This window comes from Dermabacter sp., from assembly GCF_032550575.1.
In the GTDB taxonomy this organism is placed as follows: Bacteria; Actinomycetota; Actinomycetes; order Actinomycetales; family Dermabacteraceae; genus Dermabacter; species Dermabacter hominis.
In genome coordinates, this window is record NZ_JAWFZC010000004.1 from 118,194 (window position 1) to 134,148 (window position 15,955).

Here is a 15,955-nt window from a genome sequence, read left to right on the forward strand (position 1 = left end):
TCTTAGCGGTCTCGGCCCGCGCCGCGGCTCGGCGTTGCGAGGAAGAACGCCGGGGCGGCGAACGAGTGCTCGGCGAATGCGCGTGCCACCGCGTCCGCGACGGCCTCCACCCTTTCCGCATCGACGAGAGCGATCACGCTCCCGCCAAAGCCGCCGCCGGTCATGCGCGCGCCGTGCGCCCCCGCCGCGCGCGCCGCATCGACGGCGACGTCGAGCTCGGGAACGGTGACCTCATAATCATCTCGAAGCGAATCGTGCGAGGCGTTGAGCAGTCCGGAAATCTTCTCGAGGTTGTCGCGGATCGAGCCCGCCTCGAGCGCCGCGGCAAATTCGCGCACGCGTTCGATCTCGTGAATGATGTGGCGACTGCGCTTTTGCACGACGGGATCGGTAAGGCCCTCGCACGCATCCAAAGCCCGCTCGAACGGCACGTCACGCAGACTGTCCACGCCGAGCGCACGCGCCCCCGCCTCCGCTTGCGCCCTGCGCTCCGCGTACTCGCCGCCCACGAGGCTGTGAGGAGCCCGCGTGTCGATAATGAGCAGCTCGAGGCCCTGTCCCGCGAGATCCCACGGGACCGACGTCGTCGAAAAGTCTCGGCAATCGAGAACGATGGCGTGCCCTTCCTCGCACAGGATCGACGCCGACTGATCGAGCCCGCCGGTTGCCGCACCAGCGAACTGCGTTTCCGCCTTGATCGCCGCGCGAATACGGTCGTGGGGAGTAGTCCCAAGCTCGCACAGCTCATCGATCGCGGCCGCGACCGCGCATTCGAGAGCTGCGCTCGAGCTGAGGCCGGCGCCGAGGGGAACGTAGCCATCGATCAAGAGGTCGAAGCCGCACGGCGTTTCGTCCTCGAAGTGTTCCGCGAGCGCCCACACGACCCCCGCGACGTAGGAAGCCCAGCCTTCGACGGCCCCCGGGGCGAGAGTCGCAACGGGCGCCTCGACCGTCTCGCCTGACTGCACGGACCGCATCCGCACGACGCCCGCGTAAGTGCGGCGTGCCGCGACGAAGCAGCGATGCGAGATCGCCATCGGGACGCACAACCCCTGCTGATAATCGACGTGCTCACCGATGATGTTCACTCGGCCGGGCGCAGAAAACACGCCTTCCGGATCGCCGCCAAAGGCCTCGCGGAACTCGCGGGCAGCCTTGTCGATTGCCTCAACGTCACGGGGAGCAGCATGCAGTTCAGTCATGCCTCAAGTCTAGAGGTGCCTGACGCTACTCATGTCCTCATCTGCGCTCTCGTCGGAGCGGATGGCCGGCATCTCGACGTCTTCGGGGTCCATTTCGACAATCTCGAATCCCGATTCGCGCACTTCCGGCTGGAGGTTGTCGACGTCCTCACGCCATTCCGGGCCGGCCTCAAGATCGATCGTGGGGTCGAGTTCGCCGGGATCGAGGTGAACGACTGGAATCGCCGTGGTGAGAGCGCCCGGCTTACGGCGACGCCTAAAGGTCACCATGCGGCGGCGCCGATTCGTGCTAAACGGCTGTGAAATTGCCGGCACGCGCACGCGCCCGCTCGCAAGGAGCGTCACCGCGCGGCTCGCAACGAGCTCACCGAGGATCACGCCCGCCGAAATCGCAATGGCGATCTCGCACGCCAGCAAGAGATAGCCGGCACCCGTATTGCTTCCGTCGCTCAGTCCCAGGAGGCCTCGATAAATAACCGAGCCAGGCACCATCGTGATGATCGCGGGCGCGATGAGGATGTTCACGTATGCCTTTGCGTGTTGCGAAATGGCGACCGCGAACACGCCCGTGAAGAACGCGGTAATGCCGGTAGCCCACGCGCGCTCGAGACCCGCTACCTCGATGAGGAACGACGTCGTTGCCGTGAAGCCCGGCAGGAGCGTCACCCAGTGCAAAAGCCGCGGCGGGACTTGAAAACCTACGGCGAAACCGAGCCCGATGAACGCTCCCGCAATCGCCACGAGGAGCGTCGAAATCAGGGTGGCCGGAATCGTCGACGTGATCGAGATGTCAGCACCGACCCACTCGGCGATGAGCATGCCGCCACGAATACCAATGACAGCGCCCACGGTCAGCATGAACGTCTCGAGCACTCGCCCCGCGGCAGTCACGTACCATCCCGTGATCGCATCCTGCATCGCCCCGACCGACGTCGAGCCCGCAAGCACCATGACGAGACACGCGACAACGACGAGCGACGAATTCGCCGTCGGGTCCAGCCAGTTCACGACGAGGGAAATGAGCACCACGATGAATCCCCCCGCGATTTGCGCATAAAACACGGGAAGCCGCAGCTTGTCGAACAGAATGTAGACCTGCCACAACACGCCCGCCGCGAAAGCCGCAAAGGCTGTCACGAGAATCCCCGCGCCGAAGAACATCGCGCACGCGCCACCCATGAGCACCCACGCGAGGGTAGTCACGATCGGGCCGTAATACCGCTTCATTGAGCGCACGCGATCAACCGCGAGGAGCGCCTCGTGAAGATCCATCTCGCCCTTCACGTATTTCGTGGTGATCTCATCGACGCGGTCGAGCTTCGTGAAGTCGTACGTGTAGCCGCCCGCGGTGCTGATGCGCGTGAACGGTGCCGACTGCGTGTCCGGGTAGTAGGAGACCGACACTTCCGTGAGAGTCGTCTGCACCGACACATTTCGAATGCCGGAGGAGGCCGTCACGCGTAGCATTGTCGCGGTCACGTCGGCCGCCGCGGCACCGTTGGAAATCATGACCTCGCCAATGCGCATGGCGAGTTCGAATACCTGGTGCAGACGGGTCAGGGAAGTGCTCACACTCATATCGTGGCACACGCTCGCAGGCCGCGCACGGAAAGGATCAGCGAATGACACACATCCCGATCGACGCTCGCGCTGCACTCGCACGCCTGCGCGAAGGCAACGCTCGATTTGCGAGCGGAACGACCCGTCACCCGAATAGCGACGAGGATCGACGCCTCGACCTGTCCTCGGGTCAAGCACCGTTCGCGGCGGTCCTCGCGTGCGCCGATTCGCGCGTCCCGCCCGAGATCGTGTTCGACTGCGGGCTCGGCGATCTCTTTGTCGTGCGTTCCGCTGGACAGATGGTGGAAAACGCCGTCCTTGCGTCGCTGGAATTCGCGGTGCATAAGCTCGCTGTTCCGTTGATCCTCGTCCTCGGCCACGACAACTGCGGGGCTGTCGCCGCGGCCGAATCCCTCATGGAAGAGCGCGCCAGCGGGACGTCACTCGCCCTCCTCCCGGGACACCTCAATGCGCTTGCCGAGCAGATTTCGCGGCGTTTGGGATCCGACGCTCGCCGCGCCACCGTCGGAGACCCTCCCCTTTCCGGGGCAGACGCGCCCACGGACGCCGCTGCCGTGAATGCCGCCGCAGCGAAAACGGAAGTGTGCGTGCGTTCCCCGCTCATACGCGCGGCGCACGAGTCGGGCGAGCTCGCGCTTGCCCACGCGATGTACACCCTCGATACGGGGCGCGTCGATTTCGGCGACTAATCCACCGCTCAGAGACCGGGGCTCGAGGAGAGCGCGCAAACGAGAACGGCGAGGATGAGAATCGTCGCGACATCGATCGACCGGCGCCTCACCACGAGCGCTCCGAGAGCATCCACGGGCAGGATGAGCCGCACCACGGCGAGAGCAAACAGCAGCGCCGAGAGCGCGTATCCGGCGGTCGGGACAGAAAAAAAGACCCCGATCGGTAGCACCACGAAAAAGACAATGCCCAGCGTCACCAGCAAAAGTCGCTGGCGGTGCACGGCGGCGCCGAGGGAATAGGGCGATCGATTCACACAACCATCGTAGCCCGACGTGGTTACGCTAGTGGTGTCGCATCCGTGCAACGCAACGACGCACTACCGCTACCAACCCACCACAAGGACGTGAACCACGATATGACCGCCGTGCGCATCGAGCATGACCTCCTCGGAGACCGCGAGGTACCAGCCGACGCCCTCTACGGGGTCCAAACCCTCAGGGCACTCGAGAACTTTCGCATTTCCGATTTTCGCCTGAACCACTTCCCCTCGCTCGTCACGGCACTCGCGTATGTCAAGCACGCGGCGGCCCGCACCAACCAGCGACTCGGCGGCCTCGAAAAGACCAAGGCCGATGCGATCGCCCAGGCGTGCACCGAGATCGAAAACGGAGAGCATCACGAGCACTTCGTCGTCGACCTCATTCAGGGCGGCGCGGGCACGAGCACCAACATGAACGCCAACGAGGTCATCGCGAACCGCGGCCTCGAAATCCTCGGGCACGAACGCGGCGAATACGAATACCTCCACCCGAATAACGACGTGAACTTCGGGCAGTCCACCAACGACGTCTACCCAACGGCGGTGCGCCTCGCGATCCTCTTGAGCTTCCCCGATCTTGCCGACGCGATGCAGGGCCTGATCGAGGCGCTGCGCGCCAAAGGTGACGAGTTCGAGCACGTCCTCAAAATGGGGCGTACCCAAATGCAGGACGCCGTCCCGATGACCGTGGGGCAGGAATTCCACGCGTGGGCGACGACAGTGAGCGAGGACGTCGAGCGTCTCACGCGAACCGCCCGATTCTTCCGGGAAATCAACATGGGTGCGACCGCGATCGGCACGGGCATCACGACCGACCCGAAGTATGCCTCGCTCGTCGTTGAGGAGCTCACGCGGATCACGGGAACAGAGTTCACCCTCGCCGCCGACCTCGTGGAGGCCACGAGCGACACGGGCGCGTTCGTCACCTTTTCGGGCGTGCTCAAGCGGATCGCGGTAAAAATCTCGAAGATCTGCAACGACCTGCGTCTGCTCTCCTCCGGCCCCCGCGCAGGTTTCAATGAGATCGACCTCCCCGCGGTCCAGCCGGGCAGCTCCATCATGCCGGGCAAGGTCAATCCCGTGATCCCGGAGGTCGTCAATCAAGTGGCCTTCCAGGTGATCGGAAACGACCTCACGGTCACGCTCGCCGCAGAAGGCGGACAGCTTCAGCTCAATGCCTTCGAGCCGGTGATCGCCTACAACATCCTCACTTCAACCCGCATCATGACCCGAGCAATGCGCACACTGACGACGCGCTGCATCGAAGGCATCACCGTGAACGAGGACGTTCTCGCGGGCAACCTCGAGCGCTCGATCGGGATTGTCACGGCGCTCGTGCCCGTAATCGGCTACTCGGCGTCCTCGGAAATTGCTTCGCAGGCCCTCCACACGGGCAAGTCGGTGCGCGAGATCGTACTCGAGCGCGGCCTCGTGAGCGAGGGGCACCTCGATGAGATCCTGACGCCGGCGCGCATGACCCAGCCGTATAGGGCAACCGCAACGGGGGCGATCCCCGCGCTCGACAGTTCTGACCCGATCGCCCAGGACGACCTCGAGCTTTAGCTCGGGCCGCCCCCGCTTAGCGAGCTATTCGTCGGCCTCTTCGTTCTTTCCGCGCATCACGAGCAGCGGATCGGGCGTGCCGACGACCTCGTGGTCCTTCCCCTCGTATTCAAACTGCGAGAGGAAGTACTTCATCGCGTTGATGCGAGCGCGCTTCTTGTCGTTCGAGCGGATGATCGTCCACGGCGCATACTTCTTGTCGGTGCGGCGGAACATTTCTTCCTTTGCCGCACCGTACGCTTCCCAGCGGTCGAGCGATTCGAGGTCCATGGGCGAAAGCTTCCATTGGCGGACCGGATCGAGCTGGCGGATCGCGAAGCGGGTGCGCTGCTCCTTTTGCGAGACCGAGAACCAGAACTTCGTGACGTGGATGCCCGAGTCGACGAGCATGCGCTCGAAGTGCGGCACCTGATTCATGAAGGTTTCGTATTCCTCATCGCTCGCGAAGCCCATGACGCGCTCGACACCGGCGCGGTTGTACCACGAGCGATCGAACAGCACCATCTCGCCTTCGGTCGGCAGATGCTCGACGTAGCGCTGGAAGTACCACTGACCTTTTTCTCGCTCGGTCGGCTTGTTGAGGGCGACGACGCGCGCCATGCGCGGGTTGAGGTGCTCGGTGAAGCGCTTGATCGTACCGCCCTTACCGGCAGCATCGCGCCCCTCAAAAATGATGATCGCTTTCTTCTTCGCGTCCTCGAGCCAGTACTGGAGCTTGAGCAACTCGACCTGAAGGAAATACTTCTCGCGCTCGTACTCGTCGCGCTCCATGCGTGTCTCGTAGGGGTAGCCCTCCTGCCACGTGTACACGGGGTTGCCGTGCGGGTCGATCAGGTCAGGATCGGGCGAGTGCCCATCGGCAACGGTATAGCCGAGTTCGCGAAGGTGCTCGATAAATTCGCGAAGGTTGCTGCTGTGCGGCAGTTCGCCGTTGAGATCGAGTTCGGGCACGGGGGCTTTCTTGCCTTTTTTCATCGCTCGTCTTTCGTTCGTGGGGGCGGGGATTGGGGTCTCAGGGCTGGGATCGACTGGCGCCGGGGCGGGGTCGATGGAAGGTTCCGACGGCTGCTCTGCTTCGGTGCGCTTGCCAAAAATCCGCGCGATAAAGGCGATCAGTGCGCGAAGTGGCGAGTTCCCGTCATGTACATGGTGATTCCCGCGCTCTTGCATGCCTCGATCACCTCCTTATCGCGGATCGACCCTCCGGGCTGCACGATGGCGCTCACGCCCGCGTCGATGAGTTGTTCAGGGCCGTCAGCGAAGGGGAAGAAAGCGTCGGAAGCCGCCACCGCACCGCGTGCGCGCTCCTCGCCCTCGCCGCCGAGGGTGTTGGCGCGCTCCACCGCAAGGCGGCACGCGTCAACGCGGTTCACCTGACCCATGCCTACGCCCACGGCCGCGCCATCTTTCGCGAGCAGGATCGCGTTAGAACGGGGGGCCCGCACGGCGCGCCACGCGAAGGCGAGGTCGGCGAGGGTTGCGGCCGAGGCCGGCTCACCGCACACGAGCTCCCAGTTCGCGGGGTCGTCGCCCGGTGCCTGGTAGCGGTCGGGCTCCTGGTAGAGCACGCCGCCCCAAATCTCGCGGCCGTCGAGGGTGGAATCAGTGCGGGGCGCACCGGAGATCTCGAGGATGCGCAGGTTTTTCTTCGCTTTGAGAGCGTCGAGTGCGCCGTCCTCGTAGCCGGGGGCGACGATGACCTCGGTGAAGACCTCGCTGACGCGCTGTGCCATGTCGAGGCTCACGGGGCGGTTCGCGGCGATCACGCCACCGAAGGCGGATACCGGGTCGGTTGCGTGGGCCTTCGTGTAGGCATCGGCGATGTCGGCATCTTCGGAGGCGATGGCGATGCCGCACGGGTTGTTGTGCTTGATGATCGCGACGCACGGCTCGGGGTGGTCGAAGGCAGCGCGCAGCGCAGCATCGGCATCGACATAGTTGTTGTAGCTCATCGCCTTGCCGCCAAGCGGTTCCGCCTCGGCGAGGGTCGTCGAATCCTCGAACAGCGAACGGCTCGAATCAAGGAAGGCCTTCTGATGCGAGTTTTCGCCGTAGCGAAGCGGCGTGAGGTCCTCGTCTTCAGGATCGACGCCGAGGGCTTCGTCGGCACGGTCCGCCATCCACTCCTCGATAGCGGCGTCGTATTCGGCGATGCGCGAGAAGGCGTCTGCGGCCAGAACGAGGCGTTCTTCGCGTGTGAAGCCACCGTCGGCGACGGCTCCTTCGACCAGGTCGTACTGTTCGATGCTTGTCACCACGGCGCACGTGGAGAAGTTCTTTGCGGCACTGCGCACCATTGCGGGGCCGCCAATGTCGATCTTTTCGACGATGTCGTCGAACGATGCGCCGCTCGCGACGGTGTCCTCGAAGGGATAGAGGTTGCACACGAGCAGGTCGATCGGGGCGATCGCATGCTCCTCGAGCGCGGCGACGTGCGAAGGCTTGTTGCGGTCGGCGAGAAGACCACCGTGGATCTTCGGGTGGAGGGTTTTCACGCGGCCGTCGAGAATTTCGGGAAAGCCCGTCACGTTCTCCACGGCCGTCACGGGGATTCCTGCCTCGGCGATCGCCTTCGCGGTGGAGCCGGTCGAAACGATCTCGACGCCGTTCGCATGGAGACCGGTCGCGAGCTCGATGAGACCAGTCTTGTCGTATACAGAGACCAGGGCGCGCGTGACGGCACGCTTGGACATGCGGGGCTCCTTCGTCGTGGTGTGATTGGACGATTTGCCCTTTAAACCTATCGCGTTCACGTGAACGCGATGTGACGTTGAGCTGTCGCGGCGTTTATTCGTTGCGGGCTCGGCGGGCGATGACGTCCACAAGCATCTCGCGTTCGATGACCTTGATCCGCTCGTGAAGCTCTTCTTCGCTTTCACCCGGCCGAATGGTGAGGGCACGCTGATCGATGATTGCGCCGGTATCGACCCCTTCATCGACGTCGATGACCGTCGCACCCGTCACCTTCACGCCGTAGTTGAGGGCGTCGCGCACCCCGTGGGCGCCCGGGAAAGCGGGAAGGAGCGCCGGGTGAGTGTTGATGATGCGCCCCCGGAAGGCTTCGAGCATGGGGGCTCCGAGCAGACGCATGAACCCCGCGAGCACGACGAGGTCGGGGGCGTAATGTGCGGTGCAGTCGACGAGTGCGCGGTTCCAGTCCTCGCGCGTGGAGTAATCGGCGAGCGGAACAACGTGCGCGGGAATCCCGCGATCGCGCGCGAAGCTCAACCCGGGGGCGTCGACGTCGGCGATGACGGCGGCGACCTTCACGCCAGCAAGCGCCCCTTTCTCGATTGCTTCAAGGATCGCTCGAAGATTGCTCCCCGTTCCGGAAATGAACACGACGCACGTGAAATCGTTCATGTCTTAACAGTAGCGGGGCCCGTGCCTGGGGCGCGTGTAGGTTTCGGTAGGCGCCCATGCGGCACAATGGAATTCGTGACTTCCGAACCGAACCACCCTCAACAGGACCAGCCAGCCTTTACCCCCGAGCGTCAGCAAGCGTTCTCTCGTGCACTCCTGCTTGCCGCGACGTGCATGATCCTCGCGTGGGGTGCGACTCTCCTGCCCCTACCCTTTAGCCTGCTCGCGGGCCCCGCGGGCATCGGCGCCCTCGTGTTCCTCGTGCGCCTTTTGATTGTGGCGTGGCCGACGCCAGCCCGGCGTTCAGCGAGTGTCACGGCAGCCTTCGGGATCCCCGCCTCAATCGTGGTCATCGGTCTCGCGCTTGTTTCGCTCGTGTTTTACGGCCCGATGACCCAGTACCAGGAGTGCCTCGATTCCGCGCTCACCAACGCGGCAGTGTCATCGTGCGGCAAGGACCTGCCGGGCGCGATCCTCGAGTGGCTGCACCTCTAGTCTGACTCGCGCAAAGGGGAGGGTGCGCTCTGCGCCTCGCCGCCCTCGTCTGCGTCGCTCACTGCGCGCTCGGGTTTCTCCTCACGCTCGAGCGTGTCTTCAACGGCGTCAGCCTTGATGCCCTCACCGCCCGAGTCCACGCTCCTCTCGGAGCCTTCGCTCGATGAGTCCGCCGCGCTCTCGGCGGCGTCACTCCCTCCACGTTCCAGGCCCTCATCTTTCGATTCGGCTTCTTCAACCCGTGCGCGAAGAGCGGCCGCTCCCTCCCTCACGCGGGCACGCCCCGCGCGGAACTGCGAGAAAACCCAGGTGTCGAGACCCGTTTGGCTCCATCCCGCAATGAGAGCGGCAGGCACGGACACGAGAAGTGCCACGGGAAGCACGAGAGTCGTGAGCCGCGGGCCCACGTGCGCGAGTTGAGCCGTGCCGATTGTCCCGCTTCCGAGCAAAAACAGCACCGCGAGAACGATCAGGGCGCCGATCGCGTACGTGAGCCAGGACGTGACCTTTGCGCGAACGTCGAAGTCACGGGTCTGACGGGCAAGGACTACAGCGGCGGCGATCGAGGCGAAGATCGGTATCAGAAGAAAGGCCCACACCCACGGCGAAAAGTGGCCCGGCTCAGGGACCGCGCCGAGAATCGGGAACGCGGGCAGTACCCCCGTCAGCGATCCCTCGAACGACGTGTGCGTGTGAGGGCCGAGCGTTACCGTCCCCGCGCTCACGAACGCCACCATCCACACGAGCATGGTGGGGAAGAAGGCAAGGGCCGCAAGCACGAGCGCAACCGTGCCAAAAAAATCCGGTTCGAGGCCCCGATGAAGGTGAATAATCGCGTCACGGCGAATCACCATCCACACCGTTAGGGCAACTGTCGCGCCGCCGAAAAGTCCAAGTACGAGCACGCCGATCGAGCGCAGCGCCGCTGCGTACTTCTCCGGCACGAGCGCGAGCAGCCCCACGCGCGGCGCCGTCCCGCTCTTGCGCCGCACGAGCGACGCCATGAGGCCGGCAGCACCGGCGATCACCGAAAGCGCGAGTGCACTCACGCCAGCGCTCACCGTCACGGGCTGAACGCCCGGAGTGCGGGCAAGCAGAGAGGCAACTGTCGCCATAAGCGCGTACGAAATTCCAAAGCCCGCAAGGATCAGCCCGAGCGCCGTGAGCGCACCGCGTTTGAGAGCTCCCGAGGTCTCCGTGAGTGTCAATGAGCGACCAGTGCGCAGCATCGCCGCGCCACACACGAGCGCGAACACGAGCGTCAGCCCAAGCGGCGGGAGTACCACCGTGCCATCGATCCCCACATCCTTAAGCGACAGCGCGCCACCATGACCGAGCACGACGAGGCACAGCGACACAATCACGGCATCGAGCGTGCTCGCCTGGGTAAGGGTGTTGAAGCCATGCGCAACGAGCACCGGGACGGCGACGATCGAAAGGTTGATCGTGAAAGCGATTGCGGCGGCCGTGACTCCGAGGAAGATTGGGGTCGCGTCATTTCGCCTCATCGCGGCCCCTGGCTGGTCGTAGAAACCGCGGTAGGTGCGAGAGCAAAACAAACGGTGCGCAATAATGTGGACATCATGCCCATCTTATTAGCCCCTGACGCCCATCCCCCGGTAGATCCCCCACGTTTTTCTGTGCGATCGGTCCAGCTTGACAGCCCCGTCACCATCGCCGAGCGCATCCCGGAGGACCCAAGCGCGCTATGGCTCCACGGATCGGGGGGCCTCATCGGAATCGGTGAGGCTGCAAGGCTCGAGGCCACTGGTGCCGACCGTTTCGATGCACTCGCGCGTGCGTTTCGCGCCGTGAGCGACAATGCCGAGGTAGAAGACCTCGCCAATCTCCGCGGGAGCGGCCTCGTCGCCTTCGCGTCATTCTCCTACTCCCCTGGATCCTCGCGCCCCTCACGCCTCGTGATTCCACGCTACCTGCTCGGCTCCGTAGACGGCTGCGCCTTCCTCACGATCGTGAGCACCGAAAACGAAGCAGCCGTCGGAACCTCCCCCACCTCAGCCGAGCAGGTCCTCGCGCTTTTTCAGGCCGGAAAGTCCCCGACGGTTGCCCCTCGCGCAATGCGACCCGCGCATTCGGGCGAGGCCTACCGCGGGCTCGTCAAAGAAGCCGTCCAGGAGATTGACGACGGCGTGGCCGAAAAGATCGTGCTTTCGGAGCGATTCGAGATCGACCTCGGCGCACTCGAGGCGACAAGTCTCGTGCCAGCGCTCGCCTCCCAGCTCAGTCGCCGCTACCCCACCGCGTGGACATTCGCACTCGACGACATTGTGGGCGCCTCCCCCGAGATGCTCGTGCGCACAGAGGGCTCGACCGTGTTCTCGCGCGTTCTCGCGGGATCGCGGCCTGTGAGCGGGGACGAGGAACTGAGCGCCGAGGAGCGAGAAACGTTCCTCCACGACCCCAAAGAGCGCTCCGAACACGATTTCGCAGCACGCTCGGTGCGCGAACCGCTCGAAAGGCTCGGCGTGCGCCTGGCGCCGTCGGAAGGCCCCTTTGTGCTGCATGTGCCCGGAATCGAGCACCTGGCGACCGACATTCGGGGCGTCGCGCCCGAGGGCCTCGGGATTCTCGAGATCGCCGGGGCGCTGCACCCGTCCGCAGCCGTCTCGGGCACGCCACTTTCGGTCGCGAACGAGGTCATCGCGCGCCTCGAGCGCGTTGACCGCGCCGGCTACGCCTCCCCCGTTGGCTGGATCGGCGCGGACGGCGACGGCGAGCTTGCCATTGCCCTGCGCATGGCCCACGTGGGCGCCACTACGCTCACAGTGCAAGCGGGCGGCGGGCTCGTGAGCGATTCCGATCCGCTCACGGAGCACGCAGAAGCGCTCGCCAAAACCCGCCCGATCGTGCGCGCCCTCGAGGCGCTTAGCTCCCCTGAAGCGTGATATCGACGGTCCGCTCTTTCCCATCGCGCAGCACGGTAAACGTGTGGGTGCTGCCCACCTCGAGACTGCGAACATACGCGGTCAGCGCTGACGAGGAGCCGATCTGAACGTCGTCGACCTTCGTCACGAGATCCGCATTGGCGATTCCTGCCTTGGCCGCGGCGCTATCCGCAGTCACATCGACGACGTGGGCGCCCTGAACCACGGCCGACCCCGTGTTGGCCTCGCCGTCCTTGATACGCACGCCGAGGAACGCGTGCTTGGCCTTGCCGTTTTTCGCAAGCTGCTCCGCGATGAGCTTCACGGTGTTTGAGGGGATCGCGAACCCGAGGCCAATGCTCCCCGCTCCCTCGCTCTTCGACGCGTTCGACGCGATCGAAGAGTTAATGCCGATCACCTCGCCGGCGCGGTTGACGAGCGGGCCGCCCGAGTTACCGGGGTTCACCGAGGCATCGGTCTGGATCGCTGACGTGTACGACGCGGTCGAGGGGTCTTGGTTTTCGCTGCGCTCCGGGCGCGTAACAACGGGACGGTTGAGCGCCGAAACGATGCCGGTCGTCGCCGTGTTCGCGAGACCGAGAGGCGTGCCCATCGCCATGACATCCTGCCCCACCGTAAGGGCGGAGGAATCCGCGAACGTCGCCGGGGTGAGGTCCTTCGGCGGGTTGGAGAGGCGAACGAGTGCGATGTCGGTGCTTTCATCCGAACCGATGAGGGTCGCATCGAACGTCCGCCCATCGGAGGTTGTCACGTTAATGAGGATCGCGCCCGCGACCACGTGCGCATTCGTCACGATCGTGCCCTTGCCGTCGTACACGATGCCCGTGCCTTCGGAACCGCCGTTGCCGGTATCAACGCGAATCGAAACCGTGCTCGGCGAGATAACGCGGGCGGTATCGACCCACGAGTCCTCGACAACGTCACCACCGTGGCCGACCCTTTCAGCCGGGGTCCCCGACTGCGCCTTGCTGCGCGAGGCCTCACCGGGCGCTCCCCAGAACATGAGACCGAGGCCGGTTGTCGCGCCGATCGTGAAGATCGACGAGAGGAGCATGCCAACGATGACGAGGGTGGCGGTCGCAAGCCACGACGGTGATTTCTTCATAGGCGTGATCTAAACCCCGTTTCCTGAACGTTCGCTTCCGATATCCACAAAAAACACCCGGCGGCGAGCGTTGTGTGAGGCGGTCGACAGGCGCCCTGAGAGTTCACCGGGAGCACAGCGGTCAACCTGAACGCCGAGCCCCTCGATCGCCGAAGCCAAATCAATCCCATGAGGCGTCGTGAAAAACCGTTCGAGAACCGAGCTCGGCGCCCCCTGATGCTCAAGGCCCGAGAAGATGCGCCCGCCATTGTCGTCCACGATCACAATGTCGAGTTCGGGCTCGCGCTCGGTGGGGCCGATGACAAAACCCGTGAGATCGTGAATCGCGCTCACATCGCCGAGGAGGACGCGCGTGCGATTCCGTTCGGCGAGGGCAATGCCGCTCGCCATCGACACTGTGCCGTCGATTCCCGCGAGGCCGCGATTGGCGTACACGCGCGCGCTATTCGATCCCGCGTGCTGTTCGAGGTCGCGGATGAGGGAACTCGCGCCGAGTACGAGTGGGGCGCGGTCCTGCGCGCATGCCTCCCATACCGCGAGCGCGGCCACGGCTTGCGGCGCGAGACGCTCACGGCCCCGCGCGTCGAGTTCCCTGCCGAGGTCCTTCCACGCGTCGAGGTAACTCGGCTGTTCCTCGGCGAGGCTCGAGGTTTCGACGTCGATCACGGGAATGATGCGCGAGGCGTTGCGAGGCGCATCGGGCCATTCAAGGCGGCTGCTTTCGAGGATGACCTCGGTGTCGCCCGCGCCGAGAAGTTGCCGCATCACGGGCCGAGAAAGCGTGGGGTGGCCCACGACGATGACAGTTCGCGGTCGAAGCTCGTGGGCTTCCGCGCCCATGACGTGCGCGATCGCCTCCGGGTACATGGGCACGAGGACCTCTGCGCACGTGCGTGCATTGCTGCTCGGTTCGGCGAAAAGCGGCAGGCCTAGGCGTGTGGCGAGCGCGGCGGCTCGGCGCCCGGAGTCATACCCGTCGCCGGCGACGACCACGGTGCGGGCGGGCAGGTCGCGAAGGGGAACACCGGCGCGGTCCGCCGAAGCAGCGTGTTCGGGAATGCGGAGTACTTCCTCGACACGCTCGACTGTCGCCCACGTCGCCGCGAGCGGATCGCGAAAACCGAGGTTGAGGTGCACGGGCCCTGGAGACTCGAGGGCGGCGTGGGCCGCGCGCGCCGCCGTGTCGACCGCAAGCCGAACATCGGTGTGGCTCGCTTCGTGGGCACCGGGGGCTGGAAGGTCGACATTGAGCACGGTGAACGGCGAAAAGAGCCCCGTCTGGTACGTCGTTTGGTTCGCCCCGGTCCCACGGAGCTCGGCCGGTCGGTCGGCCGTGAGCAGCACGAGAGGTATACGGCTGTGGTGCGCTTCCATGGCGGCGGCAAGCAGGTGTGCGGTTGCGGTTCCGCTCGTCGTTCCGACGGCGGCCAGCTCACCGGCTCGACTAAGCCCGAGGGCCGTAAACGCCGCGGATCGCTCATCGTGGCGCACGTGCACCTCGAATGCCGTGCTTTCGTGCTCGGCGAGGGCACTCGCTGCATAGGCGAGCGGAGCCGAGCGCGATCCGGGGGCAAGCACGAGGTGTCGAAGCCCACACGCAATGAGGGTGGAAAGAAGGGCGTGTGCGGCCTCAAGCGCGCCCGAACCGGCACGAGGCGGGGCGGAAATATGCATGTCCCCAGCCTACCGGGCTACCGCGTGCGCGCCTCGAGCACCTCGGCTGCCTGGGCAATGCGCACATGCCATTCGCGCGCGCGGCTCTCACTCGCGCGGTAATTCTCAATGAACTCCTCGCTCACGTCGATGCGCCCCGCGGGAAGCGTGCCGTCGTCACTCACGAGCGGGCGCTCGCACACGTCCCCTTCGAGGAGTCTCGCCGTGCCGAGCCCGCACGCATGCTCGAGCTCAGGAAGGGCCGCCGCGAACGCGAGACCAGCGCTGAGGCCGACCGACGTCTCGAGCGCGCTCGAGACCACAACCGGAAGCCCCGCTTGCTCCGCAAGCGCGAGGGCGCGCCGTACTCCCCCGAGCGGCTGGGCCTTCATGACGAGGATGTCGGCGGCGTTCGCGCGCGCCACGGCGAGGGGATCGTCGGCTTTGCGCACCGATTCGTCCGCGGCGATCTTCACGTGCACGCCGCGCCTCACCTCGGCAAGCTCGCGGACGCTCGCGCACGGTTGCTCGACGTATTCGAGACCGCCAGCCGCGCGATCGAGTTCGCGAATCTTCTCGATCGCCTCGCACACCTCCCACGAGGCGTTCGCATCCACCCTAATTCTGGTCTCATCGCCCAGGGCTTCCCGCACGGCCGCGACTCGCGCCACATCATCGCTGTGGGCGCAGCTAGCGTCGGACACCTTCACTTTCGCAGTGGTGGCGCCGAACGACCGGGCAAGTGCGTACGCGCGCTCCGGGCTCACGACGGGGATCGTCGCATTGATGGGGATGCAGGGGCGCAGGGGCTCTGGGAAGGGAAGGGTGGCCTGCTCGAGAGCGGCGGCGAGCCAGGCCGAGGCTTCCTCGGGGCCGTATTCGAGAAACGGCGAGAACTCGCCCCACCCTTCGGGGCCGAGCAGGAGGGCCGCCTCCCGCACGTCGATGCCGCGAAAGCGCGTGCGCATGGGGATGCGCACGATCTCGATGCGCTCGATCTGTCCTTCGAATTGCATAGGAGTTGTGGGGGTAATGGTGGTTCCGTTCGCGCGACTAGGCGGACAAGGGCCACCCGGATTGCATAAGGGTTGTGGGG

General features: G+C 65.1%; 14 protein-coding genes. 4 read left to right on the forward strand and 10 right to left on the reverse strand.

Going from position 1 to position 15,955, the window contains the following annotated elements; genetic code table 11:
• Positions 1 to 2 precede the first annotated feature (2 nt).
• Both galK and E6X30_RS05900 read right to left on the reverse strand, forming a co-directional pair.
• Positions 3 to 1,202, reverse strand: coding sequence for a galactokinase (gene galK, locus E6X30_RS05895; protein WP_316335879.1), 1,200 nt, complete (start codon positions 1,200 to 1,202; stop codon positions 3 to 5).
• Between the two features lie 9 nt (positions 1,203 to 1,211).
• Complete coding sequence (locus E6X30_RS05900; RefSeq protein ID WP_316335880.1) at positions 1,212 to 2,774, reverse strand: threonine/serine exporter family protein; 1,563 nt, start codon at positions 2,772 to 2,774, stop codon at positions 1,212 to 1,214.
• A gap of 50 nt (positions 2,775 to 2,824) precedes the next feature.
• Between E6X30_RS05900 and E6X30_RS05905 the strand changes: the two genes are divergently transcribed.
• Positions 2,825 to 3,472 carry a carbonic anhydrase gene (locus E6X30_RS05905; RefSeq protein WP_070435467.1) on the forward strand — a complete coding sequence of 216 codons (648 nt, stop codon included), beginning with the start codon at positions 2,825 to 2,827 and terminating at the stop codon, positions 3,470 to 3,472.
• Between the two features lie 8 nt (positions 3,473 to 3,480).
• On the opposite strand, the gene E6X30_RS05910 is transcribed toward E6X30_RS05905, so the two are convergent.
• A complete protein-coding gene (locus E6X30_RS05910) occupies positions 3,481 to 3,768 on the reverse strand; it encodes a DUF3017 domain-containing protein (RefSeq protein ID WP_070435468.1) in 288 nt (95 codons plus the stop codon).
• Positions 3,769 to 3,870: 102 nt separating this feature from the next.
• Here E6X30_RS05910 and E6X30_RS05915 point away from each other — a divergent pair, with 102 nt between their 5' ends.
• Entirely contained in the window at positions 3,871 to 5,337 is a 1,467-nt protein-coding gene (locus E6X30_RS05915; RefSeq protein ID WP_316335913.1) for an aspartate ammonia-lyase, read from the forward strand.
• A gap of 24 nt (positions 5,338 to 5,361) precedes the next feature.
• Here E6X30_RS05915 and ppk2 read toward each other — a convergent pair whose 3' ends face one another.
• The 3 genes from ppk2 to purN all read right to left on the reverse strand — a co-directional run bounded on the left by ppk2 (position 5,362) and on the right by purN (position 8,700).
• Positions 5,362 to 6,312 (reverse strand): polyphosphate kinase 2, encoded by a 951-nt coding sequence (gene ppk2 / locus E6X30_RS05920; protein ID WP_051120632.1) that lies wholly within the window; start codon positions 6,310 to 6,312, stop codon positions 5,362 to 5,364.
• 137 nt (positions 6,313 to 6,449) lie between these two features.
• Positions 6,450 to 8,030: a bifunctional phosphoribosylaminoimidazolecarboxamide formyltransferase/IMP cyclohydrolase gene (gene purH / locus E6X30_RS05925; protein WP_016663989.1), complete on the reverse strand. Its 1,581-nt coding sequence runs from the start codon at positions 8,028 to 8,030 to the stop codon at positions 6,450 to 6,452.
• 94 nt (positions 8,031 to 8,124) lie between these two features.
• Entirely contained in the window at positions 8,125 to 8,700 is a 576-nt protein-coding gene (purN, locus tag E6X30_RS05930; RefSeq protein ID WP_016663988.1) for a phosphoribosylglycinamide formyltransferase, read from the reverse strand.
• Positions 8,701 to 8,775: 75 nt separating this feature from the next.
• Between purN and E6X30_RS05935 the strand changes: the two genes are divergently transcribed.
• Positions 8,776 to 9,195 carry a hypothetical protein gene (locus E6X30_RS05935; protein ID WP_141740596.1) on the forward strand — a complete coding sequence of 140 codons (420 nt, stop codon included), beginning with the start codon at positions 8,776 to 8,778 and terminating at the stop codon, positions 9,193 to 9,195.
• On the opposite strand, the gene E6X30_RS05940 is transcribed toward E6X30_RS05935, so the two are convergent.
• A complete protein-coding gene (locus E6X30_RS05940) occupies positions 9,192 to 10,703 on the reverse strand; it encodes a DUF6350 family protein (protein WP_096883232.1) in 1,512 nt (503 codons plus the stop codon). The two genes, E6X30_RS05935 and E6X30_RS05940, sit on opposite strands and share 4 nt — an antisense overlap.
• Before the next feature lie 132 nt (positions 10,704 to 10,835).
• Here E6X30_RS05940 and E6X30_RS05945 point away from each other — a divergent pair, with 132 nt between their 5' ends.
• Positions 10,836 to 12,101 (forward strand): isochorismate synthase MenF, encoded by a 1,266-nt coding sequence (locus E6X30_RS05945; RefSeq protein ID WP_246816498.1) that lies wholly within the window; start codon positions 10,836 to 10,838, stop codon positions 12,099 to 12,101.
• Here the strand turns inward: E6X30_RS05945 and E6X30_RS05950 are convergent.
• Genes E6X30_RS05950 through E6X30_RS05960 form a run of 3 tightly spaced genes read right to left on the reverse strand, consistent with a single transcriptional unit; the run spans position 12,082 to position 15,875 of the window.
• Entirely contained in the window at positions 12,082 to 13,206 is a 1,125-nt protein-coding gene (locus E6X30_RS05950; RefSeq protein WP_316335881.1) for a trypsin-like peptidase domain-containing protein, read from the reverse strand. The two genes, E6X30_RS05945 and E6X30_RS05950, sit on opposite strands and share 20 nt — an antisense overlap.
• Positions 13,207 to 13,215: 9 nt before the next feature.
• The gene (gene menD / locus E6X30_RS05955; protein ID WP_316335882.1) at positions 13,216 to 14,880 is read right to left on the reverse strand and encodes a 2-succinyl-5-enolpyruvyl-6-hydroxy-3-cyclohexene-1-carboxylic-acid synthase; all 1,665 of its coding nucleotides are present in this window, start codon (positions 14,878 to 14,880) and stop codon (positions 13,216 to 13,218) included.
• A 17-nt stretch (positions 14,881 to 14,897) separates the two neighbouring features.
• The gene (locus E6X30_RS05960; protein WP_316335883.1) at positions 14,898 to 15,875 is read right to left on the reverse strand and encodes an o-succinylbenzoate synthase; all 978 of its coding nucleotides are present in this window, start codon (positions 15,873 to 15,875) and stop codon (positions 14,898 to 14,900) included.
• Positions 15,876 to 15,955: the final 80 nt, after the last annotated feature.